Raw genomic sequence first — 25457 nt, 5'->3', positions numbered from 1 at the left:
TCCGTGAAAAAAATTATCACCATTGCCGGATTTTTGTTTGCGGCGCTCACTTCGCAAGGGGTGGCATTTGCACAGGCACTGACCCCGGCCATTCCGCCGAACATCGTGACCTCGTCGCCGAGGCCCATGATCATGCTGAACATGTCGAAAGACCATCAGCTTTTTTACCGGGCGTACGACGAGTTCTCGGATCTTGACGGCGACGGAATTCCCGAAACAACTTACAAGCACAGCTTTAACTACTACGGGTATTTCGATTCCTATAAATGCTATAGCTACAGCGGCACGACAAACCGCTTTGCCCCCGTTAGCACCAACACGGACAAATATTGCACGGGCAACTGGAGCGGCAACTTCCTGAACTGGGCCACCATGACCCGCATGGACGTGGTGCGCAAGGTGCTGTACGGCGGCCTGCGTTCCACCGACACCAATGCACTGACCATTCTGGAGCGTACCAGCCTGCCGACAGATGCCCATTCATTCGCCAAGTATTACAAGGGCGACGATCTGGATCAACTCACCCCTTTTACCGCCAGCCAGCTTGCGGCTTCGAGCGTCATCAGCAACGACAACACCAATAATGCGCGACGCCTTATTGAGTTTACGTTCAATTCCAACAAGGCTCACAAGAACAATCCCGGCACCGCGCCGGCCGCAGCTATTGCCACCACTTGCCAAACTCTGGTTGAAACTTACTATGGCGGCGCAACCAATGCCCCCCCTCAGTACAACTGCGTGACGCATTCCGTCGCCCAGGCCACCACATTCAATGTCGAGGTCGGCGACCAGATCAGGGCAGTGAACACGCCCACGCCAACCCAATACATGGAAGGTGTTGCAGTGGCCGTCGACCCTGCCTGGATCACCATGGTGGTCACGCCAACGGGTTATGTCGGTGCCACCGCCGGAACACCGACACTGACCATCAAGCAATGGACCATACAGAATCTGACCCAGACCTCAGCCACCATCTGCAACACCACGCTGGGTGACAACCTGACCGCCAACTCGCCGTTCAATACCAACACAACAGGCAACGGCGATTCACACACCAACGCCAACCCGCCCTTGATGCGAATCGCCAAGGGCGACTACCAGCTCTGGAATGCCAATGAGCGGTGGCAGTGCCATTGGAGTGGAGAAAAATCCGCCTCCAACGGCAATAACGTAGGCGTTACGGGACTGGGCTCCGGCTCCAGCAATCCCACAAAGGGCACCCAGGGGGTCGTCATTGGCGCCACTGGCCCTGACTTTATCGTGCGGGTCGAGGTTTGCGCATCGGCGCTGCTGGGTACAGAAAATTGCAGGCAATATCCGTCCGCGAATTTCAAGCCAATCGGCTTGTTGCATGAGTACGGGGAAGGCAACCTTGCCGAATTCGGGCTGATGACCGGCTCCTTTGCCAAAAATATCAGCGGCGGCGTCCTTCGAAGTAATTTGCAGTCGTTCCAAAATGAAGTGAACTACACCACCGATGGCACGTATACCTCCGCGCAGGGCATCGTTTACACCATCAACAAGCTGCGCGTTTACGGATATCGCTATAGCGACGGCACCTACATTGGTGACGGCAACTGTACTTTCCAGCTGACCTCGCTAACGGACAACCAGTGCACCAGCTGGGGCAACCCCATGGGTGAGATGTTCACCGAAACGCTGCGCTATCTTGGCGGCCTGTCGCCAAGCGGCACTTATGACTACACACAAACCGGCTCGAAAGATGCCGCCATGGGCCTGCCCAAACCGGCATGGGTTGACCCGGTGAACCGGGCTAATGCCGCCGCCAAAACAGCGGCCGATGCCATTTTCGGCCAGGGCCAGTGCCGCGCCATCAATGCCATTAACTTCAATGCCAGCGTGACGTCTTATGACAACAACACCAGCACTCAATGGAGTCCTTTCGCCACATTGCCGGGCAGCCCAAGCCTGGTCAACATGATCAATGTGATTGGTACGGATGAAGGAATTCATGGCAACAAGTTTTTCATCGGAAACAATGGCACCACAAACGATGGAACCTGTACCGGCAAGACAGTTTCCACGCTGGCTGCGGTAGATGGTCTGTGTCCTGACGCCCCAACGTATGCGGGCTCGTATGCGCTGTCTGGTGCTGCCTATTGGGCCAGAACCAACGCCGTGCGGACGCCGACGGCCGCGCAACTGATCGCCAACCCGGATGCGTTCAAGGTCAAAAGCTTTTCAGTTGCGCTGTCTCCCGGTAAACCGCGTATTGAAGTCCCCCACCCGACGATCGCAGGCCGAAAAATCATCATTCAACCCTCCTACCAGCTGGTTGCGGGCGGCACGGTTGGTGGCGGTACCCTCGTTGACTTCCGCGTAGTGGGCACGCCGACTGCCACGTCAGGGAAATTCCTGATCATCTGGGAAGACTCTGAACAAGGTGGTGACTATGACAGCGATGCCTCCGGTATCCTGCGGTACGAGGTCATAGGCACCAAGTTGTATGTGTACACCCGGGTTTTCAACGCCGCGTCGGTGAACCCCCAGGGCTTTGGCTACACCATATCCGGCAGCACCAAAGACGGCGCGCACTTCCATTCCGGTATCTATACCTACAGTTTCACAGACAGCACCACGCTGACCGTGAAGAAGGCTGACGGTACAGTGCACCCCAATATCAATACATCGGGCGGCTGCAACAATTGCGAAGTGAACCAGGAAGAGAGCCGCGCTGAATATGATTTTGGGACGGCAACCGCTGCTCAGCTTCAGGATCCGCTTTGGCTTGCAGCGAAATGGGGCGGGTTCAGTAAAAATGAAAATGTCACCGTACCACCGTCTGATCCGAAAATTTACTTCGAAAAACCCACCGCCGACAAGGCCAACTGGGATGTGAAGAAGCTGGATGGTACGCCTGGCGCAGATGGCTACCCGGATAACTATTTCCTGGCAATTCGCCCCAGCGAGCTGGAAAAAGCCTTGCGCGCCGCCTTCAGTGCGATTGTGGGCGCTTCCAACACGGCGCCTGCACTTGCCGCTTCGCAGCTCACGACTGGCAGCCTGAAATATCTGGCCAGCTTTGACGGCGACGACGGCCATGGCGAAGTGCTGTCATTTATCGTCAAGCCTGACGGTGACTTTGATATTCGCCTCAAGAGCGACGGCACGCTGGACCGCAGCTATTACTACTGGGATGGCCATACCAAATTGACGGCGTCCACTTCGCGGCAGATCATTACCAATGTCGGGAACTCGACCGGCACGCCATTTACCTGGGCAGCCTTGTCGAATGCCGTTAAAACGACTGCGGTGGGCGGCACAGATGCAACGGCCCAGGCCAAGCTCAACTGGCTTCGGGGCAGCCGCGTTGACGAAACCCCGACAGGTCTCCGGTTCCGAAAACGCAATACCAATTCCATCATGGGGCCTGTCGTCAACTCCAACCCCGTGGTGACCTCGAAGCCCAACGCAGACTATTTCGGAACCCTTTTCCCAGGCTACGGTACGTTTGTCACAGCCCAAAAAGACCGCAAGAGCATTCTCTGGATCGGTGCAGGCGATGGCATGCTGCACGGCTTCAACGCTTCCGCAGTCGTATCGGAAGGCGGCACACCCATCGTTTCGTACGTGCCACAACTTGTTCATTCCCGCCTGCAGAACTGGGTAGACCCCGCTGGCGAAAAAGTCCAGTCATTTATGGATGGAACGCCCTACTCCGCGGACGTATTGCTGGGATCCACGATCACCAATGCCGCAGCGCCCGGCTATGACGCCTTGGTCCCTGCAGCCGCCTGGAAAACCTATCTGTTTGGGTCTTTGGGACGCGGCGCCAAGGGTGTGTTTGCTCTTGACGTAACGGATCCGGATACCTTGACAGAAGCAAATGCAGCGAACGTCTTCAAGTGGCAATTCTCCGAAGCAGACGACAGCAGTGGCGACCTTGGATACAACCTGGCGCAAATGGGCACCACGAATCGTTCAAGTCGACAAGCCGGCGCTGTTGCCAAGATGAACAATGGCAAATTTGCGACGATTGTTCCTAACGGCGTCAACAGCACGAACGGATCGGCGGCGCTCTATATCCTGTTTGCAAATGGCCCGTATAGCGGTGTCTGGACGCCCGGCGTGAATTACGTCAAGCTGGTGGCCGCCGCCGGGCCCAGCAATGGGTTGTCGCAAGCTACCTGGGTGGACACGAACAATGATGGGGTCGCCGACGTCATCTATGCGGGTGACCTCAAGGGCAACCTGTGGAAGTTCGACGTTTCAAGCCCCAACCCAGCGCTTTGGAAGGTTGCTTATGCCAATACGGATGGCACCAACAAACGGCCACTGTTCATCGCCAAGCCTACAGATGCATCGGTGAACCGCCTGCCCATCACCTCTGCACCAGAGTATCGGTTCCATCCATTGGGCGGCGTGGTGGTTAATTTCGCAACCGGCAAGTCCATTGTCAGTTCCGACTTCCCTGACGGCTCCGGCAACGTTAATGGGATTTTTGGCATCTGGGATAAACCCATCTATTCCAGCGCCGCCTACATTGCGGATCCGTCGCTGCTCGACAATACGACGACCGGCCTTCCCCGCCTGCGGACGCAGCTGGCAGCCCGCACATTCGTACGCATTACTGTGGATGACGCGGACCCCACCAATGGCATTCTGGGCCAAGGCTATGTGACTGGCGCAGCCATGGACTGGACGAACAACAAGGGTTGGTACATCAATCTGCCGGACACCTCGGAAATGGTGGTGAGTAACCCGACCATGAGCCAAGGCCTGCTGGCAACGGTATCCATCGCACCGTCCGCCACCAGCAGCAACATCTGCTTTAGCGGGCCCGCTGCTTACATCACCTTTGTAGACCCCATCACGGGCTTGCTGAACACGGGGCTCTTTGGCACGATCACGATTGGCGGTGTCGTTTATAACGTCGCGTCCGTCAAGATCATCGACCAACGTGTCACCGTCTCCGGGGATTCAACCGGTACCGCATGTGCCTCGGGGGAACTCAATTGCACAGCTGTCGTTGGTGATCGCACCAGATTGCAGGGCAAGGGAGACAACACGAAAGCGCGAATTTACTGGCGCGAAATTCCCTCCTTCAAGACCAGGTAAAACCTATGAAAATTCCTTTCCACAAGGCAACCGCGAAAAATCGACCCCACGGCGTTGCGCCTCGAAGCAGGGGCTTCACACTGATTGAGCTGATGATCGTGGTCGCCATCATTGGCCTCTTGAGTGCTGTCGCGCTTCCGAGCTACAAGGAGTACGTTGCGAGGGGGCGCAGGGCCGAGGTTCGCACCGTGCTCCTTGAAGCTTCTCAATGGATGGAGCGCCACTACACGGAAAACATGAAGTACGACACCAATACCGCGGGGACCGCGGTGGCCGATTTGTTCCCGGCGAATCTGAAGCAATCACCCCGTGATGGCGGTGGCGCCTACAGCATTGCCGTATCTGCCGCGGCAGCAAGAACTTATACCGTCACCGCAACGCGCAATTCACCTGGCCCAATGTCTGCTGATAAATGCGGCGACTACCAGATCACGAATACGGGCGTAAAAAGCAACGTGAATTATTCAACAGCATTTTCTTCTGCCCAGGATGCAGCCACTTCTTGCTGGAAATGATGAGCCCAGCCGCACCAACCGGTGAAACATAAGAAGGAAAGACGTTTTTCTCAGCACAACCGCTGGGTGATTGCGGCCATTGCTTCCCTAGTCATGCACGGTAGCGTGCTGTTGTTCGTATCGCAATCCATCGAAAAACCCGGAAAAACTGCAACTGCGGCACGTCCGGCGAATCACAGCATGGTCGTTCGGGTCATGACCGAGCCCAGCAATGCTGCTCAGGCAGAACCCACCGAGTCCATACCGCCTGAAAAGCTTGCGGCAACTATCAAACCAGCGCCTGCTGAAGGTTTGGTTGCCCCCGGCCAGGAGCTTTCTTCCACCAGCCCGAGAAAGCCCGGCATGTCTGATGTTCGTTTTTTTGACATTGAAGAGGTCGACCAGCCGGCCCTTCCGATGCTCGACTGGAACTTTCCGGACAAAACTGCAACAAGCCTGAAACTGCGTCGTCTGGTCATAGAAATATGGATTGCAGAGGATGGCCGTTTGCTGGATATGAACATCATTTCTTCGAGACCAGAAATCAGCCGAAGCCAGCAAGCCGAAATCATAGAGGCGCTTATGCAGACGAAAATGACCCCCGCGACAAGGCAAGGGAATATAGTCGCCAGTCGCAGGGTGCTGGAAATGGGCTTTGCCTCAGAATGAAATCCCTGACCCTACAACCTTTCAGCTTAAATCTGCCCCGTTAGAAAATCCATCATGAACCCAGCGATGCTGCAGACCTTGCGTGTGGCCGAAGAGGCGTTGTATCTCAGCGCGCCAAACCCTCGCGTAGGTTGCGTCCTGACCGATTCAGGTGGAAGCAAAATTTTGGGAACTGGCCATACCCAGCAGGCAGGCGGCCCCCACGCCGAAATCATGGCCCTGCGCGATGCAGCGAATAAAGGCCACTCGGTCAAAGGCTCCACCGCCTATGTCACCCTCGAGCCCTGCTCCCACCACGGACGAACAGGCCCCTGCTGTGATGCATTGACTGCCGCTGGCATCAAAAAGGTGGTCGCCTCGATAGCGGACCCCAATCCGCTGGTGGCCGGCCAGGGATTTGAGCGCCTGCGGGCCGCCGGCGTCGAGGTGGAGGTCGGGCCGGGCGCCGAGGAGTCCAGGGAACTGAATATCGGCTTTTTCAGCCGGATGATCCGCAAAACCCCCTGGGTCCGCCTGAAAGTTGCCGCTTCGCTGGACGGCACCACGGCGCTGGCCAACGGTCAGAGCCAGTGGATCACCTCGCCTGAGGCGCGGACAGACGGCCACGCGTGGCGGGCCCGGGCCTCCGCCGTGCTGACGGGCATCGGGACCCTGCTGGAGGATGACCCTCAGCTGGACGTGCGGCTGGTGGAAACGCAGGTGCAGCCCTGCCGCGTGATTGTCGACAGTCTGCTGCAAACACCGCCTGGTGCCAGGATATTCCAGTCAGGAGGTCCGGTGTGGATCTACACCGCCACACGAGGCTCGCCACAAGAAGCCGCGCTGGTCGCCAAAGGTGCGACGGTCACCTGCCTGCCCGACGCCCGGGGAAAAGTGGATCTGGCGGCCATGATGAAAGACCTGGCGCAGCGCGAAATCAACGAACTGCATGTCGAAGCCGGCAGCAAGCTCAACGCATCGCTGATCCGCAGCGGGTTGGTGGATGAATTCCTGGTTTACCTCGCGCCCAGGCTGCTTGGGCCTGGCCAGGGCATGGCTGCCCTGGAACCCCTGCAAACGCTCGCGAACGGGCTCCAACTCCAGTTCCTGTCTACCGACAGGGTCGGGCCCGACCTGCGTATCGTCGCTCGCCTGGCGGGCCGGGAAGCTTTCTAGCGCAATGGTGGACATCGGTCTTCCCTGCGAACGCTCGCAAAACACCCATATCCGCTATCAAAACAATAGCTGCTTGCGCCCGTAACCATTGGGTTACGGCCATTTTCCCTTAGATATAGACGTCTGAACCGGCCCACGCGTGCCTGCACAAGCCTTGTGAATCACGGCTGAACACCCTCTTTTCCGGGCCTTTGGCGCTGTCTGCGCCGCCGCGCCCGGATTCCCTGCGAAAATGGCACCATGTTTACCGGAATCATTACCGGCTTGGGGCGCATCGTCGCCATCCAAAGCCTGGGCAGCTCTTCAGACCACGGCAAGCGCCTCACCATCGAGGCGCCTGCGGGTTACCTTGATGACGTGGGCCTGGGCGACAGCATCGCGCTCAACGGCGCATGCATGACGGCCACAACACTGGACCTTCCCCTCAATCGCTTCACCATCGACATTTCCGCCGAATCCCTGGCCAAAACCACCGGCTTGGCGGAAACCGGCCCCATCAACCTCGAAAAAGCCCTTCGTGCGCACGATCGCCTCGGTGGCCACATCGTTTCAGGCCATGTTGACGGCATTGGCAGCGTGACGCATTTCGCCCAGGTCGGCGAAAGCTGGGAGCTGCGCATTCGCGCCCCGCGCGAGCTCGGCAAGTACCTGGCCTACAAGGGCTCCATCACCGTCAACGGCGTGAGCCTGACCGTCAACCGCGTCACCGACCTGGCTGGCGACGCGGGCGGCACGGAAATCAGCATCAACCTCATTCCCCACACCGTGCAGAACACTGCACTGAGCCGGCTGGCCGCAGGCTCCGACGTCAATCTCGAGATCGACCTGATCGCGCGTTATGTCGAGCGCATGCTGGGCGACACCCATAACAACATCCTAAAAAAGCCCTGAACCATGACCACAGCCATTTCCCCTGTTGAAGACATCGTTGCCGACATGCGCGCCGGCCGTATGGTCATCCTGATCGATGAAGAAGACCGTGAAAACGAAGGCGACCTTGTGCTGGCGGCAGACCACGTCACGCCCGAGGCCATCAACTTCATGGCGCGTTTTGGCCGCGGCCTGATCTGCCTGACCCTGACCCGCGAGCGTTGCGAGCTGCTGCAGTTGCCGCCCATGGCCACGCGCAACGGCACCAAGCACTCCACCGCCTTCACCGTTTCCATTGAAGCCGCCGAAGGCGTGACCACCGGCATTTCAGCCGCCGACCGCGCCCGCACCGTGCAGGCCGCCGTGGCCAAAGACGCCAGGGTCACCGACCTGGTCCAGCCCGGCCACATCTTTCCGCTGCAGGCTGTCGATGGTGGTGTGCTGATGCGCGCCGGCCACACCGAAGCCGGATGCGACCTGGCCGGCATGGCCGGCTGCTCACCGGCCGCCGTCATTTGCGAAATCATGAAAGACGACGGCACCATGGCCCGGCTTCCAGACCTGCTGGTATTCGCGGCGGAGCACGGCCTGAAAATCGGCACCATCGCCGACCTGATCGAACACCGCAGCCGCAACGATTCGCTGGTGGAAAAAATCGGCAGCCGCACACTGCAAACCGCCTTTGGCGAATTCACCGCCCATGCCTTCCGGGACAAACCCAGCCAAAGCCTGCACCTGGCCCTGGTCAAGGGTGCGTGGTCTGCCGATGACGTGGTGTCTGCACGGGTACATGAGCCACTGTCGGTGCTGGACGTTCTTGAAACGGGCCGCTCCATGCATTCGTGGAGCCTTGACCAAAGCCTCAAACACATCGCAGAACAAGGCAGGGGTGTTGCCGTGCTGCTCAATTGCGGCGAAAGTGCCGCGCAATTGCTGGCCCAGTTTGAAGGCACTGCACGCGCCAGCCAGGCACCTGAGCGCGGCCGCATGGACTTGCGCACCTACGGCGTGGGTGCGCAGATTTTGCGTGAATGCGGCGTGCACCGGATGAACCTCATGGGCAACCCGCGCCGCATGCCGAGCATGACGGGTTATGGGCTCGAGATCGTCGGCTACACCACCAAAGACTAGTCACTTCGTTAAACAAAAAACAATCAAAGGGATACACCGTGTTTGGAGCAGAAAAAGGTTCAGGCGACAAGCTTGACGGCAGAAAACTTTCCATCGGCATCGTGCAGGCGCGCTTCAATGAAAGCATTACCAATGCGCTCGCCGAAGCCTGCAAACACGAGCTGGCCTCCCTGGGTGTGCAAGAGGACAACATCAAGCACATCAAGGTGCCCGGCGCGCTGGAAGTGCCCGTTGCATTGCAGGCCCTGGCCGAAAGCGACAAATACGACGCGTTGATTGCCCTCGGCTGCATCATCCGCGGTGAGACTTACCATTTCGAACTGGTCGCCAATGAAAGCGGCGCAGCCGTCACGCGCCTGGCGCTTGACTACCAGTTGCCTATTGCCAATGCCATACTCACGACGGAAAACGTCGCGCAGGCCGAAGCCCGGCAGGTCGACAAAGGGCGCGACGCCGCCCGCGTTGCCGTCGAAATGGCGAACCTGATCAATGAAATTGCCTGAGCGCCTGCTCCTGCATCCCTTAACCTGACTGGCACTTCATGGCAGACCCCATCACCAAACCCAAACGCCCACCCCAAACCCGCACCGGCCTGACCGACACCGGCGTCAAAAAGGCGGCGGACAAATCCGCCCGCACGCGCGCTCGCGAGTTCGCACTGCAAGCGCTCTACCAACACCTGGTAGGTCGAAACGAAGCGGATTCGATTGACGCATTTACCCGCGACCTTGTGGGTTTTCACAAAGCCGACTCCGCCCACTACGATGCACTTTTGCACGGCTGCATCGAAGGCGCGGCAACGCTCGATGCGGGCATCACGCCCCTGCTGGACCGGCCCATGGCCGAAATATCGCCGGTGGAGCATGCCGTGCTGTGGATAGGCGCCTATGAGTTCACCCACTGCCTCGATGTGCCCTGGCGTGTCGTGATCAACGAGTGCATCGAACTTGCCAAAGCCTTCGGCGGCACTGACGGCCACAAGTACGTCAACGGGGTCCTGAACAAAATGGCGCCCTCGCTGCGCGCCGCTGAAGTCGCTGCCGACAAATCCCGATAGGGGCTCGCCCCGTGAAAGGCCAGCCTTGAAAATCGCCCAGCGGGCTCAGCGGATTGAGCCCTTCTATGTCATGGAGGTTGCCAAAGCGGCCTCTGCGCTGGCGCAGGAATTTGCGCACAGCGCATCGCCCATGATCTTCCTGAACATCGGCGAGCCCGACTTCACGGCGCCACCCCTGGTGCAACAGGCCGCAACCCGCGCCATTGAGCGCGGCACCACGCAGTACACCCAGGCTACCGGCTTGCCGGCACTGCGTGAGCGCATCAGCGGCTGGTATGCCTCCCGCTTCGGGGCGCAGGTGGCGCCCAGCCGCATCATCATCACCGCGGGTGCATCCGCTGCCTTGCAACTGGCCTGCCTGGCCCTGATTGAGGCGGGGGACGAAATCCTGATGCCCGACCCCAGCTACCCCTGCAACCGGCATTTCGTCAGCGCGGCAGAAGGCAATGCGGTGCTGGTCCCTACCACCGCCGAAGAACGCTTTCAGCTGACCCGCGAAAAGGTGGAGGCGGCATGGAACCCCAAAACACGCGGCGTGTTGCTGGCTTCCCCGTCCAATCCCACGGGCACCTCGATTGCACCGGAAGAGCTGCAGCGCATCCACGAATTTGTGCACAGCCGCGGCGGCATCACGCTGATCGATGAAATCTACCTGGGCCTGAGCTACGAAGAGCACTTCGGCCATTCGGCGCTGGCCATGCCCGGCGAGCTGGGCCACAGCGTGATCAGCATCAACAGCTTCAGCAAATACTTCAACATGACCGGCTGGCGCCTGGGCTGGCTGGTGGTGCCCGAAGCGCTGGCGCCGGTGATCGAGCGCATCGCACAAAACCTCTTTATCTGCGCCAGCACCGTGGCCCAGCATGCCGCCCTGGCCTGCTTCGAGCCGGAGAGCCTGCAAGAGTACGAACGCCGCCGCGCCGAATTCAAGGCGCGCCGCGACTACTTCATCCCCGAGCTCAACCGCCTGGGGCTCACGGTTCCGGTGATGCCGGACGGCGCGTTTTATGCCTACGCCGACTGCACCGCCGCGGCCGCCAGACTGGGCGTCAGCGGCAGCTGGGACTTCGCCTTCGAGCTCATGAACCGCGCCCACCTGGCCGTCACGCCGGGCCGTGACTTCGGGCATGCGGCACCCGAACAGTTCGTACGGTTTTCCACAGCCAACTCCATGGACCAATTGAAGGAAGCCATCGCCCGTCTGGAGGCTGCCCTTGCCTAGTCAGAGGACGATCAAGTCAAACGTAGGCGGAAGTCCTTTCAAGCAGGGGCCGCGGGACTGGCTTCGCCAGACCGCAGGCGCAGCGGCCCCCTCGGGGGGCAGCGCATTACACGAAGTGAAAAGCGTGGGGGCCACATTCAGTTGGCCCGTGAGGGTGTATTGGGAAGACACCGACGCCGGCGGCATTGTTTTTTACGCGAACTACCTGAAATTTTTTGAACGTTCGCGCACTGAATGGCTCAGATCACTCGGTGTTGAACAACAGCGCCTGAGGGAAAGTACCGGTGGCATATTTGTGGTGGCAGAAACCAGCATCCGCTACCATCGCTCTGCCCGCCTGGACGATGAACTCATTGTTACGGCAAGCCTGGTCGAAGCAGGCCGCGCGTCCATGATAATCGGGCAGCAGGTGCTATTAAAAACAGAGCAAGAAGAGGGACTGCCACCCGTCCTGCTCTGTGAAGGAACCATACGGATTGGCTGGGTCGACGCCGCCAGCCTGCAGCCCAGGCGGATTCCTGCTGCCATTCTTGACAGCCTAAAAACTTGAGCAAAGCTTCAACATGAATCAAGACCTCTCCATCGTCAGCCTCATCCTCAATGCCAGCTGGGTCGTTCAGGCCGTGGTGGCGCTGCTGGTGGGCGTGTCCATTGCCAGCTGGGCCGCCATCTTCAGGAAGATCATTGCCCTGAAAAAAGTGCAAAAGCTCAATGATGAATTCGACCGCGAATTCTGGTCGGGTACGAGCCTCAACGACCTTTTCGCCGGTGCTGCGCAAAACGCCAAGCACTCCGGCCCCATGGAACGCATTTTTGCCAGCGGCATGCGTGAATACCAGAAGCTGCGCGAGCGCCGCATCACCGACGCCGGTACCCTGCTGGACGGCGCGCGCCGCGCCATGCGCGCAAGCTACCAGCGTGAGGTGGACGCGATCGAAGCCAATCTCTCCTTCCTTGCCACCGTTGGCTCCGTCTCGCCTTACGTCGGCCTGTTCGGCACGGTCTGGGGCATCATGCACGCCTTCACCGGCCTGGCGGCCCTGGAACAGGTCACGCTGGCCACGGTGGCACCGGGCATTGCCGAGGCGCTGGTCGCCACCGCCATCGGCCTGTTCGCCGCCATTCCGGCCGTGGTGGCCTACAACCGCTTCTCGCATGACATCGACCGCGTTGCCAACCGGCTCGAAACCTTCATCGAAGAGTTTTCCAACATCCTGCAGCGCAATCTGGGCGCCCAATCACCCTCCGGCCACTGAAATGTTGGCCCCCACGCTTTTCACTTCGTGTAATACGCTGCCCCCCAAAGGGGCTGGCCTTGCTCGGGGCGGCCCTTCGCTGCGGCCGTCCGTCTAGGAGACCGCCATGCCAGCAGTCAATTCCCGCCGCGGCCGCAACCGGCGCACCATCAGCGAGATCAACATGGTGCCGTTCATCGACGTCATGCTGGTGCTGCTCATCATCTTCATGGTGACCGCGCCGCTGATCACGCCCAGCATGATCGCGCTGCCCAAGGTCGGCAAGGCGCCCAGCCAGCCGCAAAATCCGGTGCAGATCCTGATCAGCAAGGATGAAACCGTGCAGATCAAGATCAAGACCGACAGCGTGCCCAGCAACGTGCGCAACGTCGCAGCTGACATCGCCCGGCTGGAGCCGGCCGTGAAAGCCGTCGGCGCCGAAGCGGTTCCCGTGGTCATCAGCGCCGACAAATCGATCAAGTACGAAACCGTGGTCCAGGTCATGGACAATCTGCAAAAAGCCGGGGTGTCGCGCGTAGGCCTTTCCGTGCAAACCGGCAACAAGTAGCCGCCCGCAACCCGCCATGCCCAGCGCCGCAGACCGCCTCGAATTCGGACCGCCCCGCGACAGCGGGTCGTTGCGCGCATTCGGGCTGGCCCTGCTTGCCCACATCCTGCTGATGGCCGCGCTGACCTGGGGCATCAACTGGAAGCACAGCGACAAGGCCGTGTCGTTCGATGCCGAAATCTGGTCCAGCGTGCCGCAGGCGGCGGCGCCCAGGCTGGTGGAAGCCCCCACCCCACCACCGCCTCCACCCGCGCCCCCAACACCGGAAGTGAAGACACCGCCGCCAGCGCCCAATGTCGACATCGCGCTGGAGCAGGAGAAAAAGCGCAAGCTGCTGCAGCAGCAAAAAGAAGCCGAGAACCAGCAGAAACTGAAACAGGAAAAGCTCAAGGCTGAGCAGTTGGCAAAGAAAGAAAAAGAACTGAAGGCCAAAGAAGAGCAGGCCAAGCGCAAAGCCGCCGAAGACGCCAAAAAGGCCGAAGCGAAGAAGCAGGACGCGAAAGACGACGAGAAGCAAAAGCTGGCTGACGCTGCGGCGAAAAAGCTGCGTGACGAAAACCTCAAACGGATGATGGGCCAGGCCGGCGCCACCGGCGGCGCCGAGGCCACTGGTACGGCTCAAAAGGCCAGCGGTCCATCGGCAAATTACAAAGGACGATTGGCCGCTTTGTTCAAGCGCAACATCACCTTTGCAAATCCTGAAAGTATTCAGGGAAACCCGAAAGCTATCGTCCAGGTGAAAGTCTCTTCCACAGGACTTATCATGAGTTCAAAGCTGAGCAAATCCAGTGGAGTGCAAGCTTGGGACGAGGCCGTTCTCCGGGCTGTAGAGAAGGCAGAACGCATTCCTCCAGACGAAAACGGCAAGGTGATTACAGACTTTCCCGTTGAATTCGGACCCAAGGACTAAGCCAAGCGCTACCTTTTTTATAGCTGCTTGCGCTCGTCTCTATTGGCCTAGAGGCCTGTTTCACTCATAAACAATCTGCACCAGCCCCTTGTCGGCCTGCGCCATCCAGCTGGCCAGTGCGGCATCGGTCGGGAAGAATTTGGCTGCCTCCCCCAGATGAAGCTCCGCTGCCACGCCGCCCGCCTCGCCTTGGCGCCTGAGGCTCAAGCGCACCGGCAAGCCGCGGCTTAGCTCTCCCTGGTCTGACATCTCGCGGCGCGGCGGGAAGTCCCTGACCAGCCGTGAAATATCCGGCGTGGTGCCATTGACCGCCACTCGCAGGTACTTGCCAAATTTGCAGCGGGCAGTTTCCAGGTCCCAGACCTGCGTGACCTTGAAGCGGCGGCCGAAGCGCTCCGACGCGCCCTGCAGCGTGCCCTGCACGATCACCAGTTCGTCGTCCTTGAGCAGGTTGCGGTTGGCGTTGAAGGTCGTTTCGTCCACCGAGGCTTCAAGCACGTCGGTCTTGTCGTCGAGCTTGAAAATGATCAGCTTGCCGCGGTTGCCGTTGATAACGCGCAGGTCGCTCAGAATGGCAGCCAGAAGCTGAGGTTCGCGCGAATCGATCAGGTCCTCGATCTTGCGTTTGGCGAACTGGCGCACTTCGGTTTCGACCTCGTCAAACAGGTGCCCTGAGAGGTAAAACCCGATCGCCGTTTTTTCCAGTACCAGCCGCGCCTTCACACCGAAAGGCATGGCCTCGACCAGCGCCGGCTCCTGGGTGCTGGCCGCGTGCGAGTCGGACATGTCGAACAGCCCGCCCTGGTTGGCGTTGGCTTCGGTCGCGGCGGCGAATTCAAAGGCGCGGTCCACCGACGCCAGCAGCGACGCACGGTTGAGTTGCAGGTTGTCAAAAGCTCCGCCCTTGATGAGGGCTTCCACCGTTCGCTTGTTGAGCCGGCTGCGGTCCACGCGCACGCAAAAGTCGTAGAGCGAGGTAAAGGGGCCGCCTTCCTTGCGCGCCGCCACGATGGCGGCAATCGCCTGCTGGCCCGTGCCCTTGACGGCGCCCAGGCCGTAACGCACCGATGTGGCACTGATCGGCTCGAAGCGGTAGTCGCCGCGGTTGATGTCGGGCGACTCGAACTGGATGCCCATCTTCTGCGCGTCACCGAACAGGATCTTGAGCTTGTCGGTGTCGTCCATTTCCACCGTCATGTTGGCGGCGAAGAATTCGGCGGTGTAGTGCACCTTCAGCCAGGCTGTGTGGTACGCCAGCAGCGCGTAGGCGGCGGAGTGCGACTTGTTGAAGCCGTAGCCCGCGAATTTTTCCATCAGGTCGAAAACCTCGTCGGCTTTCTCTTCGCTGAGACCGCCCTCGCCCGCGCCCTTGCGGAAGATCTCGCGCTGGGCGTCCATTTCCTCTTTTTTCTTCTTGCCCATGGCGCGGCGCAGCAAGTCGGCGCCGCCCAGCGAGTAGCCGCCCAGGATCTGCGCGGTCTGCATCACCTGCTCCTGGTAGACCATGATGCCGTAGGTCTCTTCGAGAATGGCCTTGACGCGCGGGTCCGGGTATTCGGGCACTTCCTTGCCCTGCTTGCGCGCGATGTAAGTCGGGATCAGCTCCATCGGCCCCGGCCGGTAGAGCGCGTTCATCGCAATCAGGTCTTCGAGGCGGTCCGGCTTCGCGTCTTTCAGCATGCGCTGCATGCCGATACTTTCAAACTGGAACACGGCTTCGGTCTGGCCCCGGCCGAACAACTCGTAAACCTTTCGGTCGTTCAGCGGCAGGTCTTCAAACTTGAAGTCTTTTTGCGCCGGATGGCGCGCGATGATGAACTCCCGGGCGATTTCCAGGATGGTCAGCGTGGCCAGGCCCAAGAAGTCGAACTTGACCAGGCCGATCGCTTCCACGTCGTCCTTGTCGAACTGGCTCACGGCGGAATCGCTGCCAGGCTGGGCATAGAGCGGGCAAAAATCGGTCAGCTTGCTGGGGGCGATCAGCACACCCCCGGCATGCATGCCTACATTGCGGGTCAGGCCTTCGAGCTTTTGCGCGAGCGCCAGCAGGGTTTGTACATCCTCTTCCTTGCGCTCGCGCTCGGCCAGGATGGGCTCCTGCTCCTTTGCCTGTTCAATCGTGATGTGCTGGCCCGGCTTGTTCGGAATCAGCTTGGAAATGCCGTCGCAAAAGCCATACGGGAAGTCGAGCACGCGGCCCACGTCGCGGATGGCGGCGCGCGCGGCCATGGTGCCGAAGGTCACGATCTGGCTCACGGCTTCCTTGCCGTATTTGTCTTTCACATAATCGATCACGCGGTCGCGGTTGCTCTGGCAAAAATCGATGTCGAAGTCGGGCATGGAAACCCGTTCCGGATTCAGGAATCGCTCGAACAGCAGGTTGTACTGCAGCGGGTCCAGGTCGGTGATCTTGAGCGAATACGCCACCAACGAGCCCGCGCCGGAGCCTCGGCCCGGGCCCACCGGGCAGCCGTTGTTCTTGGCCCAGTTGATGAAATCACCCACAATCAGGAAGTAGCCTGGGAAACCCATCTTGAGGATGGTGTTGATCTCGAACTCCAGGCGCTCCACATAGGATGGCCGCTTCTGGTCGCGCACGGCCACGTCGCGGTACAGGTGAGCCAGGCGTTCCTCCAGCCCTTCAAACGACGCGTGGCGGAAGTATTCGTTGATCGGCATGCGCACGCCATTGACTTCCGGCGTGGGATAGTCGGGCAGCATGGGTTTTCCCAGCTCCAGCGTGAGGTTGCAGCGCCGGGCAATTTCCACAGTGTTGGCCAGCGCGGTGGGCACATCGGCAAAAAGCGCCGCCATCTGCGCGGTCGACTTGAAGTACTGCTCCCGCGTGAACTTGCGCACGCGGCGCGTATTGCCCAGGATTTCGCCTTCTGAAATACACACACGGGCCTCATGCGCCTCGTAATCGTCGTAGGTCAGGAACTGCACCGGATGGGTCGCCACCACCGGCAGCTTGAGCCGTGCCGCCAGCTGGACGGCGGCCGCCACATGACGTTCGTCATCGGGACGCTGGGCGCGTTGCAGTTCGAGGTAAAAACGGTGCGGGAAGAGGCCCGCAAAGTACAGCGCACATTCCACGGCGCGCGCGCTGTCGCCCTGCAGCAGCGCCTGGCCCACAGCGCCGCCCTGCGCGCCCGACAGCGCAATCAGGCCTTCATTGAGTTCCTGCAGCCACTCAAGCTTCACCACCGCCTGGTCGCGCACCACGTTTTTGGTCCAGGCCCGCGTCAGGATCTCGGACAGGTTCAGGTAGCCCTGGCGGTTTTGCACCAGCAGCAGGAGGCGCGCGGCCGGCGCCCCGGCGTCCTTGCCCGGCACCTGCACCCATACATCGGCACCAATCAGGGGTTTGACACCAGCACCCCGGGTTTCCTTGTAAAACTTGACGGTTCCGAACAGATTGCTGAGGTCCGTGATGGCCAGGGCCGGCTGGTGGTCAGCAGCCGCAGCGGCCACGACTTCATCGATGCGGTTGGTGCCGTCGACGACTGAAAATTCGGTGTGAAGGCGCAAATGAACAAACATAAAGGTCATTTTAGGGCCGAGGCTGTCCGCTGAGGCGCCGTGACGCAGTGCAAGGCCCTGCATGCCTGCCTACAATCAACCGGATCATGCAAATCCTGAACATTGCGGCCTATAAATTCGTCACGCTGGCGCACCCTGCGATGCTGCAGGGCAGCATCGAACAGGCGCTCCAACAACGCGCGATCAAAGGCACGGTACTGCTGGCAGAAGAAGGAATCAACCTCTTCCTGGCGGGCACGGCGGCAGATATTCATGATTTTTTGGCATGGCTGAAACAGGATGCCCGCTTCAGCGACCTGCAAGCCAAGGAAAGCTGGTCAAGTGCCCAGCCGTTTCGCAAGCTGCTGGTCAAGGTCAAGCCGGAAATCATCCGCATGAACCACCCCGCCATCCAGCCAGCCGCCGGGCGCGCGCCGGCCGTGGATGCCGCCACGCTCAAACGCTGGCTTGACACAGGCTGCGACGACACGGGCCGACCGGTGGTGACGCTGGACACCCGCAATGACTTTGAGGCCGATGTCGGCACCTTCAAAAACGCCATTGACTGGCGCATCAGCAAGTTCACGGAATTTCCCCAGGCCCTGGTGGCAAACCGGCAGGAGCTTGCGGGCAAGACCGTCGTGAGCTTCTGCACCGGCGGCATTCGCTGCGAAAAGGCAGCCATCTTCATGCGCGAAGCCGGGGTGGAAAACGTCTGGCAGCTCGAGGGTGGCATCCTCAAGTATTTTGAGGAAAGCGGACGCGCGCATTTTGACGGTGAATGTTTTGTGTTTGACGAGCGGCGCGCCCTGGACCCTGAACTGAAACCTCAGGTCAATCCCGTGGCCAAGCCGCTTTCAAGGCCCGTTCCCACGGCCATCCCCACTGCATTCGAGGCCTTGTCTGACAGCTGAAGGCCGGGTGCCGTGCAAAGCTTTTAAGCCGCTCATTGCTATCACACCGAACTTCACCGTTTCCCTTTTGTGCATGTCATGGGTCAGCCTTCTGTCGCGCCCATCCACACGGTAGCCATCATGCCTACAGAACCATCACTCTCCCGCTCCCACACGCTTCAGGCGCGGCAGTCTCCGCTGGCCATGCGCTTTATGGCCATCAGGGCGCAGACCGAAGCCCTGATCGAGCCCCTGAGCCCCGAGGACTGCCAGCTCCAGTCCATGCCGGACGCCAGCCCTGCCAAATGGCACCTGGCTCACCTGACCTGGTTCTTCGAGACTTTTATCCTCGAGCGTTTTGAATCCGGTTTCAAGCCGTTTGATTCAGGCTTCAGGGTGCTGTTCAACAGCTACTACAACGGTGTGGGCGACAAATACCCACGGCCCAAACGCGGGCTGATCAGCCGGCCCTCCCTCGACGAAGTGCTGGCCTACCGTGCCCAGGTCGACCAGCGCATACTGGAAGTGATTGCGCAGGTAGAGGCCGGTAATGACACCGCGCAGCACAAAGAGTTGGCCGAACTGGTCACCTTGGGCCTGCACCACGAGCAACAGCACCAGGAACTGCTGCTGACGGACATCAAGCATGCACTGTCTTTCAACCCCGCGCGCCCGGCCTATGCCAGCCGCTGGCCGCTGGCGGGCATACACCCACAGCCGGTGAACTGGATGCGCCACGACGCGGGTCTGGTGGAACACGGCTTTGACGCGGGACGCGACGGTGGGTTTGCCTTCGACAACGAAACGCCCCGCCACAAAGTTTATGTGGCGGCCTTCGAGCTGGCCAGCCGGCCCGCCACCAACGGCGAGTTCATGGCCTTCATCGCCGACAGGGGCTATCAGCGCCCGGAGTTGTGGCTTTCCATGGGCTGGGATTGGGTGACTGAGAACGGCGTTAGCCTGCCCTTTTACTGGCAGGGCAGCGAAGGGAGTTACCAGCACTTCACGCTGCAAGGGCTGATTGATGTAGACCCGAACACGCCGGCCTGCCACCTCAGCTACTTCGAAGCCGATGCCTTTGCGCGCTGGGCCGGTGCACGCCTGCCGACAGAATTTGAATGGGAGCTGGCAGCGCGCAGCGTGGTGGCCAGCCCCGTGCCGCAGGGAAACTTTGTGGAAAAGGCGGCATACCACCCCCTGCCGCAGCAGGAGGAAAGCCACGGCCTGCCGGCCCAGATGTATGGCGACGTCTGGGAATGGACGCAGTCCAACTACAACCCCTACCCCGGCTACAAGCCTTGGGAAGGGCTGGTGGGTGAGTACAACGGAAAGTTCATGTGCAACCAGTTTGTGCTGCGCGGCGGCTCGTGCGCCACACCACAAAGCCACATACGCGCCAGCTACCGCAACTTTTTCCCGCCCGATGCCCGCTGGCAGTTCAGCGGCCTGCGCCTGGCGCGTGACCTGCCCGACGGCCGGCTCTGAACTATTCGCGCAACACGTCCAGCACGTCCGAGTTGAACTCGCGGTTGTACAAAATCAGCACCACCACGGCGGTGGCCAGCGCAAACGCAAAGGTGGAAAAAAACCAGGCCATGATGCCGAAGCTGAAGTAGTAGGCCCGGAGCCCGTCGTTAAAAGTTTCCGCCGCCAGGCTCACCATGCGGCTGGCGCGTGTGGCAAACGCTTCACGGTCGAACTTCCCCACCTCAAACTCCTGCGGTGACGGCATGGAGCCAATCAGCAGGGCGACAAAGGTGTACTGGCGCATGGACCAGCTGAAGCGGAAAAACGCGTAGACAAACACCGCCACCATCAGCAGCACCTTGAGGTCAAAAATCAGCACCGAGGTGCGCACGGCAAACGGGATTTCGCGCACCAGCTCGGCCGCTTTGTCGGTGGTGCCCAGCAGCGCGAACAACCCGCCGATGATGATGATCGTGGTGGACGAGAAAAAAGCCGGCGTGCTGGAGAGGTTCTGCGTGATGATGCCGTCGATCACGCGCGGGTCGCGCGAGGTGGCCTGTATCAGCCAATGGTGCCGGTAACGGTTGGTGGTGCGCAGCAGCGAAGGCCGCTTGACCCCATAGTGCCGGGCAAACCAGGCATAGCCCATCCAGCCGCCAAAGAACCAGGCGATGGCCATCCAGTCGGACCAGGGAAGCAGGCTGAAAATTTGCATCGCGTGATCTTAAACGCTGGGCTTTCCCTCAAAAAGCTTTTGCCTGACTTGCCGGGCCTCAGCCCGCGGTGAACTTCCGCTCGGGCAACGGGATGAATTCGGTCTCCCCGGGCACCTGCCCCATGGCCTGGGCGGCCCAGTCCTCACCGGCCTGCACGATGCGTTCCTTGCGGCTGGAAACAAAGTTCCACCACATGAAGCGGTGCGCATCCAGTGCGTCGCCACCGATCACCACCAGGCGCGCCGGGGTGTTTGCGCTGAGCTGTACTGCTGTGCCGGGTAAGAGGGTCGCCAGCGTGTGCATCGCCAGCGGCTCGCCGTCCAGCAGCAGGTCGGCGTCCACCGCATACAGCGCCATCTGCGCTGCCAGTGGCGGCAACGTGAAAGGCGTGCCCGCCGCGAGCGCCACATCCAGGTAGAGTGTTTTTGAGAAAGTCTTGACGGGTGAGGCTTTTCCGAATGCCTCACCGACCAGGACACGCACCACCGCGCCGTCCACGGACACCTCTGGGATGCTGTCCGCAGGCGTGTGTGAAAAACCGGGTGCTGTTTCTTCAAACTCTGCGGGCAAGGCAGCCCACAGCTGCAAGCCGTGGTTTACATATGCAGTACCACGCAGGTCGTCGGGCGCGCGCTCCGAATGCACAATGCCCCGCCCTGCCGTCATCCAGTTGATGGCACCGGGTTCTATGCGCTGGGCAGAGCCGATGCTGTCGCGGTGCATCATGGCGCCTTCGAACAGATAGGTCACGGTGGCCAGGCCGATATGCGGATGCGGCCGCACGTCATGGTTGGTACCGGGGTGTTCAGTCACCGGGCCGAAGTGGTCAAAGAAAATGAAAGGGCCAACCGATTGCTGCTGCGCAGAAGGTAGCAGGCGGCGCACCATGAATCCGCCACCCAGGTCCTTGTGATGCCCGGTCAGTTTCAGTGCAGCGCTCATGTCAGCCGTTCCACGTCCGTCGTGATTTCCGTCGTGACGGTGCTCATGAGCTTGTGCACCGGGCATTTCTGGGCAACGGTGTGCAATTCCTGCAATTGGGCGTCCGTCAATGCACCCTTGATCTGGAGTTTGGTGGCAAGCCTGTATACACCGGTGCGCTCCTGGGAGTCGTCCCGCTCAACCCGCGTCTTTATCTCGTCGACGGGAATGCCCTTCTTGCGGGCGTACCACATCACGGTAACAGCCTTGCAGGCGCCGAGCGCCGCGTCATAGAGGTCATGGGGCGAGGGGCCGGCATCGTCACCGCCTTCTGCCAGTGACGCATCGGTAATCAGCGCGTGGCTGCGAATTTGCAGATGCTGGGCCAGCTCCGCCGGAGGATTGCGCCTGAGTTCAACGGTCATGACAATTCCTGTAAAAAAGAAAAAGAATCAGGGAGCGAATCTCGCTGCGATACCGGCCACGCGCCGTCCGAAGTTGCGGGCGTTGTCCAGGTCGCCTGCGTTCATTTCGCCGGCACCTGCATCCGATGGCGATTGTGCGACAGCGCCACTGTAAGAGCCGAGGTAGTTGGTGTCGCTGCGCACCGCCGCCTTGCTGTTGCTGGGCAGCACGCCCTGGCTGACCCAGATGCCGCCATGCTGCATGGCCAAAGTAAAGAGGTAATTCAGCGTCGACATCTTGTCACCGCTCATGGCTGCGCTGTTGGTGAAGCCGGCAAACAGCTTGTCCTTCCACGCCTGGGTGTACCAGGGTTTGGAGGAAGCATCGGCAAACTTCTTGAACTGCCAGCTGACGCTGCCCATGTAGGTGGGTGATCCCATGATGATGGCGGTGGCGGCATCGAGGGTTTCCCAGCCGCCTTCGGGCAGGTTGCCTTCGGCATCAATAGCTACCAGTTCAGCGCCCGCGCCCTCGGCGACTGACTGCGCCATTCGCTGGGTATGGCCGTAGCCGGAGTGGTAAATCACGACAACTTTGGGCATTCGGTATCTTTCGCGGCAGAGGGTTGAAATCTAAAGCAGGCAAACAAAAAGGCTGCAGCAGGGCTTCATGCCCAAAGCTGCAGCCCTGTTGATGTGTCAGCCCTTGGTCTTGCCGTCTACGCTCCAGGCGCCGCCACCGAAAGCCGCGACGGTGAACAGGCCGCCGACGATGGCCATGTTCTTGAAGAACATCATTTGTTGCGTGGGGTCGGTCCAGAAGGCGTGGAAGATGCAGGTGATGACGACCGTGAAGACGCCAATGGCCAGCGCGGCCCAGCGCGTCTGGAAGCCCACGGCCAGAAGGATGCCCAGGCCGAGCTCCACCACGATGGCAATGGCGGCTGCGACTTCAGGCAGCGGCACGCCCTTGGACGAGATGTAGCCCACCGTGCCTGCAAAGCCGGCAATCTTGGAAAAACCGGCAGGCACAAACAGCAAGGCCAACAGCAGGCGGCCGATCAGGGAAAGAGGGTTTTGCAGGGAATTGAGCATGACGAGTCCTTATAAATAAAGTAAACGGGGAAATGATGGAGGAAAAAAACACTCTGGGCAAGCGCCATGCGGCTGTACGCATTCGGCGCCCGACCTGGGTGATGGGTTACGGCATGTGACCGGGCGTTACGGTGCCAGGTCAAACACCAGCACCTCGGCGTCCTGGCCGTGGCCCAGTTGCAGTGTGCCTTCTGCCTGCAGCGCAGCGGCATCGCCGGCCTTCAGCACCTGGCCGTTGACTTCAAGCTGTCCGCGAATCAGGAACACATAGGTCTTGCGCTTCGCGTCGAGCGGCAACGTGGCGGTTTCCGCGCCGTTGAAGAGGCCTGCATAGAGCCTGGCATTGGCATGGATCAGCACCGAGCCCTGGCTGCCGTCGGGCGAAGCCACCAGCCGCAACGTGCCGCGCTTTTCAGCATCGGCAAATGTTTTTTGCTCGTAGCTGGGAGGAATGCCGGTCACATTGGGCTCGATCCAGATCTGCAGGAAATGCGTGGTCTGGCCGTCTGCGTGGTTGAACTCGCTGTGCTGCACACCGGTGCCCGCGCTCATGCGCTGCACATCACCGGGCGGGATGCCCTTGATGTTGCCGATGCTGTCCTTGTGCGCCAACTCACCGCTCAGCACATAGCTGATGATTTCCATGTCCTTGTGGCCGTGGGTGCCGAAGCCGCGGCCGGCGGCAATGCGGTCTTCATTGATGACCCGCAGGTTGCCAAAACCCATGTGGGCCGGGTCGTAATAGCCGGCAAACGAAAAGGAATGAAAAGATTTGAGCCAGCCGTGATCGGCGTAACCGCGTTCGCCGGATGTTCTTAAAGTCATCATGAGGTGCTCCTTTCAAGGTGCGTTGAACTGCGTTGCAATGACTCCAATGTAGGCGCGGGCAGCCCACTTTTCATTGCTGCATTTTGATGGCATCATTCAAATTATTTGAATGATATTCCCCCCAATGACCAATAACCGGATTCGCGACGCCCTGACCCCGGAGAGCCTCAGCCTGATTGGCGCCGTGCACCGGACCGGCAGCATGGCGGCTGCGGCACGCGAGCTGGGCCTGGTTCCCAGCGCCCTCACCTACCGCATCCGCCAGGTGGAAGATGCCCTCGATGTGCTGCTGTTTGACCGCTCTTCGCGCCAGGCCAAACTGACCGAGGCCGGCAAGGAATTGCTGCGTGAAGGCAACCGCCTGCTGGCCGAACTCGACGCCGTGGCCAATCGCGTCAAGCGCGTCGCCACCGGCTGGGAACCGCAGCTCACGCTGGCTGTGGACAGCGTGATCTCGCGCACCACCGTGATGGAACTGTGCGAAGCTTTTTTTGCCCTGAACCCACCCACACGCCTGCGGATTCGCGAAGAAGCGCTGTCGGGCACGCTGGAAGCGCTTACCTCCGGCCAGGCAGACCTGGCCATCGGGGTGGCCATGGAACCATCCGTCAATACCTCGGTGCAACACAAGACACTGGGCAGCATTCATTTCATTTATGCCGTGGCGCCCCATCACCCACTGGCAAAAGCTGCTGAACCGATAACGGATGCGATGCTGATGCCCCACCGGGCCGTGGCCGTGGCGGATTCCGTGCAGCGTGGCAGCGGCATCACTGTGGGCCTGCTCGGCGGCCAGGACATTTTTACGGTGCCCGGCATGCAGGAAAAACTGCAGGCCCAACTGCGGGGCCTGGGCGGCGGCTTTTTGCCTGAATACCTTGCGCGTCCGCATGTCGCCACCGGGAGGCTGGTCGAGAAAAAAATGCAGCGAGCCCCACGCCTCGTGCCCATGAGCTATGCGTGGCTGCGCGTCGTGGACGGCCATGGCGGGCGGGCGCTGCAGTGGTGGCTGAAGCAACTGGAAAATCCCGCCACACGAAAAGCCCTGCTGGAGCGTGACCAGTCTGCATGAAAACCCGTAGTGGCACGCAATATCTGCGCATGCGCTGCGGCTGCGTGTAGAGTGTGCTTGAAACAGGTTCTTAAAGTTTTCGTTTATGGTTGAGATGTGATGACATACGCCGGGACGCCGCAAATCACTTGAATGATCCGCAGTACGCC

At 60.2% G+C, this 25457-nt stretch carries 23 protein-coding genes; 16 read left to right on the top strand and 7 right to left on the bottom strand.

The window, feature by feature from the left end; translation table 11 throughout:
* Nucleotides 1-3: 3 nt before the first annotated feature.
* The 13 genes from AC1DZE_RS06715 (at nucleotide 4) to tolA (ending at nucleotide 14390) form a co-directional block, all read left to right on the top strand.
* On the top strand, nucleotides 4-5079 hold the full coding sequence (locus AC1DZE_RS06715) for a pilus assembly protein (RefSeq protein ID WP_477699901.1): 5076 nt from the start codon (nucleotides 4-6) through the stop codon (nucleotides 5077-5079).
* A 5-nt stretch (nucleotides 5080-5084) separates the two neighbouring features.
* Entirely contained in the window at nucleotides 5085-5594 is a 510-nt protein-coding gene (locus AC1DZE_RS06710; RefSeq protein ID WP_477668970.1) for a type IV pilin protein, read from the top strand.
* 21 nt (nucleotides 5595-5615) lie between these two features.
* Nucleotides 5616-6242, top strand: coding sequence for a hypothetical protein (locus AC1DZE_RS06705; RefSeq protein ID WP_477672359.1), 627 nt, complete (start codon nucleotides 5616-5618; stop codon nucleotides 6240-6242).
* Between the two features lie 54 nt (nucleotides 6243-6296).
* Nucleotides 6297-7397: a bifunctional diaminohydroxyphosphoribosylaminopyrimidine deaminase/5-amino-6-(5-phosphoribosylamino)uracil reductase RibD gene (gene ribD / locus AC1DZE_RS06700; protein ID WP_477668968.1), complete on the top strand. Its 1101-nt coding sequence runs from the start codon at nucleotides 6297-6299 to the stop codon at nucleotides 7395-7397.
* Nucleotides 7398-7637: 240 nt separating this feature from the next.
* Nucleotides 7638-8288 (top strand): riboflavin synthase, encoded by a 651-nt coding sequence (locus AC1DZE_RS06695; RefSeq protein WP_477668967.1) that lies wholly within the window; start codon nucleotides 7638-7640, stop codon nucleotides 8286-8288.
* A gap of 3 nt (nucleotides 8289-8291) precedes the next feature.
* Complete coding sequence (gene ribBA / locus AC1DZE_RS06690) at nucleotides 8292-9398, top strand: bifunctional 3,4-dihydroxy-2-butanone-4-phosphate synthase/GTP cyclohydrolase II (RefSeq protein ID WP_477668966.1); 1107 nt, start codon at nucleotides 8292-8294, stop codon at nucleotides 9396-9398.
* 38 nt (nucleotides 9399-9436) lie between these two features.
* Nucleotides 9437-9901 carry a 6,7-dimethyl-8-ribityllumazine synthase gene (gene ribH, locus AC1DZE_RS06685; RefSeq protein ID WP_477672355.1) on the top strand — a complete coding sequence of 155 codons (465 nt, stop codon included), beginning with the start codon at nucleotides 9437-9439 and terminating at the stop codon, nucleotides 9899-9901.
* A 38-nt stretch (nucleotides 9902-9939) separates the two neighbouring features.
* Nucleotides 9940-10455 carry a transcription antitermination factor NusB gene (gene nusB, locus AC1DZE_RS06680; RefSeq protein ID WP_348045906.1) on the top strand — a complete coding sequence of 172 codons (516 nt, stop codon included), beginning with the start codon at nucleotides 9940-9942 and terminating at the stop codon, nucleotides 10453-10455.
* A 25-nt stretch (nucleotides 10456-10480) separates the two neighbouring features.
* Nucleotides 10481-11677: a pyridoxal phosphate-dependent aminotransferase gene (locus AC1DZE_RS06675; protein ID WP_477699900.1), complete on the top strand. Its 1197-nt coding sequence runs from the start codon at nucleotides 10481-10483 to the stop codon at nucleotides 11675-11677.
* A gap of 115 nt (nucleotides 11678-11792) precedes the next feature.
* Nucleotides 11793-12227, top strand: a complete 435-nt coding sequence (gene ybgC / locus AC1DZE_RS06670) for a tol-pal system-associated acyl-CoA thioesterase (protein WP_477668963.1) — start codon at nucleotides 11793-11795, stop codon at nucleotides 12225-12227.
* A 13-nt stretch (nucleotides 12228-12240) separates the two neighbouring features.
* Nucleotides 12241-12933, top strand: coding sequence for a protein TolQ (gene tolQ / locus AC1DZE_RS06665; RefSeq protein ID WP_457280238.1), 693 nt, complete (start codon nucleotides 12241-12243; stop codon nucleotides 12931-12933).
* A 106-nt stretch (nucleotides 12934-13039) separates the two neighbouring features.
* Nucleotides 13040-13480 (top strand): biopolymer transporter ExbD, encoded by a 441-nt coding sequence (locus tag AC1DZE_RS06660; RefSeq protein ID WP_477668962.1) that lies wholly within the window; start codon nucleotides 13040-13042, stop codon nucleotides 13478-13480.
* Between the two features lie 268 nt (nucleotides 13481-13748).
* Nucleotides 13749-14390, top strand: coding sequence for a cell envelope integrity protein TolA (tolA, locus tag AC1DZE_RS06655; RefSeq protein WP_477668961.1), 642 nt, complete (start codon nucleotides 13749-13751; stop codon nucleotides 14388-14390).
* 60 nt (nucleotides 14391-14450) lie between these two features.
* Here the strand turns inward: tolA and dnaE are convergent, their stop codons facing one another.
* Entirely contained in the window at nucleotides 14451-17933 is a 3483-nt protein-coding gene (gene dnaE / locus AC1DZE_RS06650) for a DNA polymerase III subunit alpha (RefSeq protein ID WP_477699899.1), read from the bottom strand.
* A gap of 86 nt (nucleotides 17934-18019) precedes the next feature.
* Here dnaE and AC1DZE_RS06645 point away from each other — a divergent pair, with 86 nt between their 5' ends.
* Complete coding sequence (locus AC1DZE_RS06645) at nucleotides 18020-18826, top strand: sulfurtransferase (protein ID WP_477668959.1); 807 nt, start codon at nucleotides 18020-18022, stop codon at nucleotides 18824-18826.
* Between the two features lie 183 nt (nucleotides 18827-19009).
* Nucleotides 19010-20290, top strand: coding sequence for an ergothioneine biosynthesis protein EgtB (gene egtB / locus AC1DZE_RS06640; RefSeq protein WP_477699967.1), 1281 nt, complete (start codon nucleotides 19010-19012; stop codon nucleotides 20288-20290).
* 1 nt (nucleotide 20291) lies between these two features.
* On the opposite strand, the gene AC1DZE_RS06635 is transcribed toward egtB, so the two are convergent.
* The 6 genes from AC1DZE_RS06635 to AC1DZE_RS06610 form a co-directional block, all read right to left on the bottom strand.
* Entirely contained in the window at nucleotides 20292-20987 is a 696-nt protein-coding gene (locus tag AC1DZE_RS06635) for a DUF599 domain-containing protein (protein ID WP_477668957.1), read from the bottom strand.
* Between the two features lie 58 nt (nucleotides 20988-21045).
* Nucleotides 21046-21930, bottom strand: a complete 885-nt coding sequence (locus AC1DZE_RS06630; RefSeq protein ID WP_477672579.1) for a pirin family protein — start codon at nucleotides 21928-21930, stop codon at nucleotides 21046-21048.
* Nucleotides 21927-22334, bottom strand: coding sequence for an OsmC family protein (locus AC1DZE_RS06625; protein ID WP_477672580.1), 408 nt, complete (start codon nucleotides 22332-22334; stop codon nucleotides 21927-21929). Before AC1DZE_RS06625 ends, AC1DZE_RS06630 begins: the two co-directional genes overlap by 4 nt.
* A gap of 27 nt (nucleotides 22335-22361) precedes the next feature.
* A complete protein-coding gene (locus AC1DZE_RS06620) occupies nucleotides 22362-22916 on the bottom strand; it encodes a flavodoxin family protein (RefSeq protein ID WP_477668954.1) in 555 nt (184 codons plus the stop codon).
* Between the two features lie 96 nt (nucleotides 22917-23012).
* Nucleotides 23013-23408, bottom strand: a complete 396-nt coding sequence (locus AC1DZE_RS06615) for a DoxX family protein (RefSeq protein WP_477647720.1) — start codon at nucleotides 23406-23408, stop codon at nucleotides 23013-23015.
* 126 nt (nucleotides 23409-23534) lie between these two features.
* Nucleotides 23535-24236, bottom strand: coding sequence for a pirin family protein (locus AC1DZE_RS06610; RefSeq protein WP_477668952.1), 702 nt, complete (start codon nucleotides 24234-24236; stop codon nucleotides 23535-23537).
* A 124-nt stretch (nucleotides 24237-24360) separates the two neighbouring features.
* Between AC1DZE_RS06610 and AC1DZE_RS06605 the strand changes: the two genes are divergently transcribed.
* Entirely contained in the window at nucleotides 24361-25308 is a 948-nt protein-coding gene (locus AC1DZE_RS06605) for a LysR family transcriptional regulator (protein WP_477668951.1), read from the top strand.
* Nucleotides 25309-25457: the final 149 nt, after the last annotated feature.

This window comes from Polaromonas sp. P1_F1, assembly GCF_056405795.1.
This window is presented reverse-complemented; position numbering and strand designations above follow the sequence as displayed.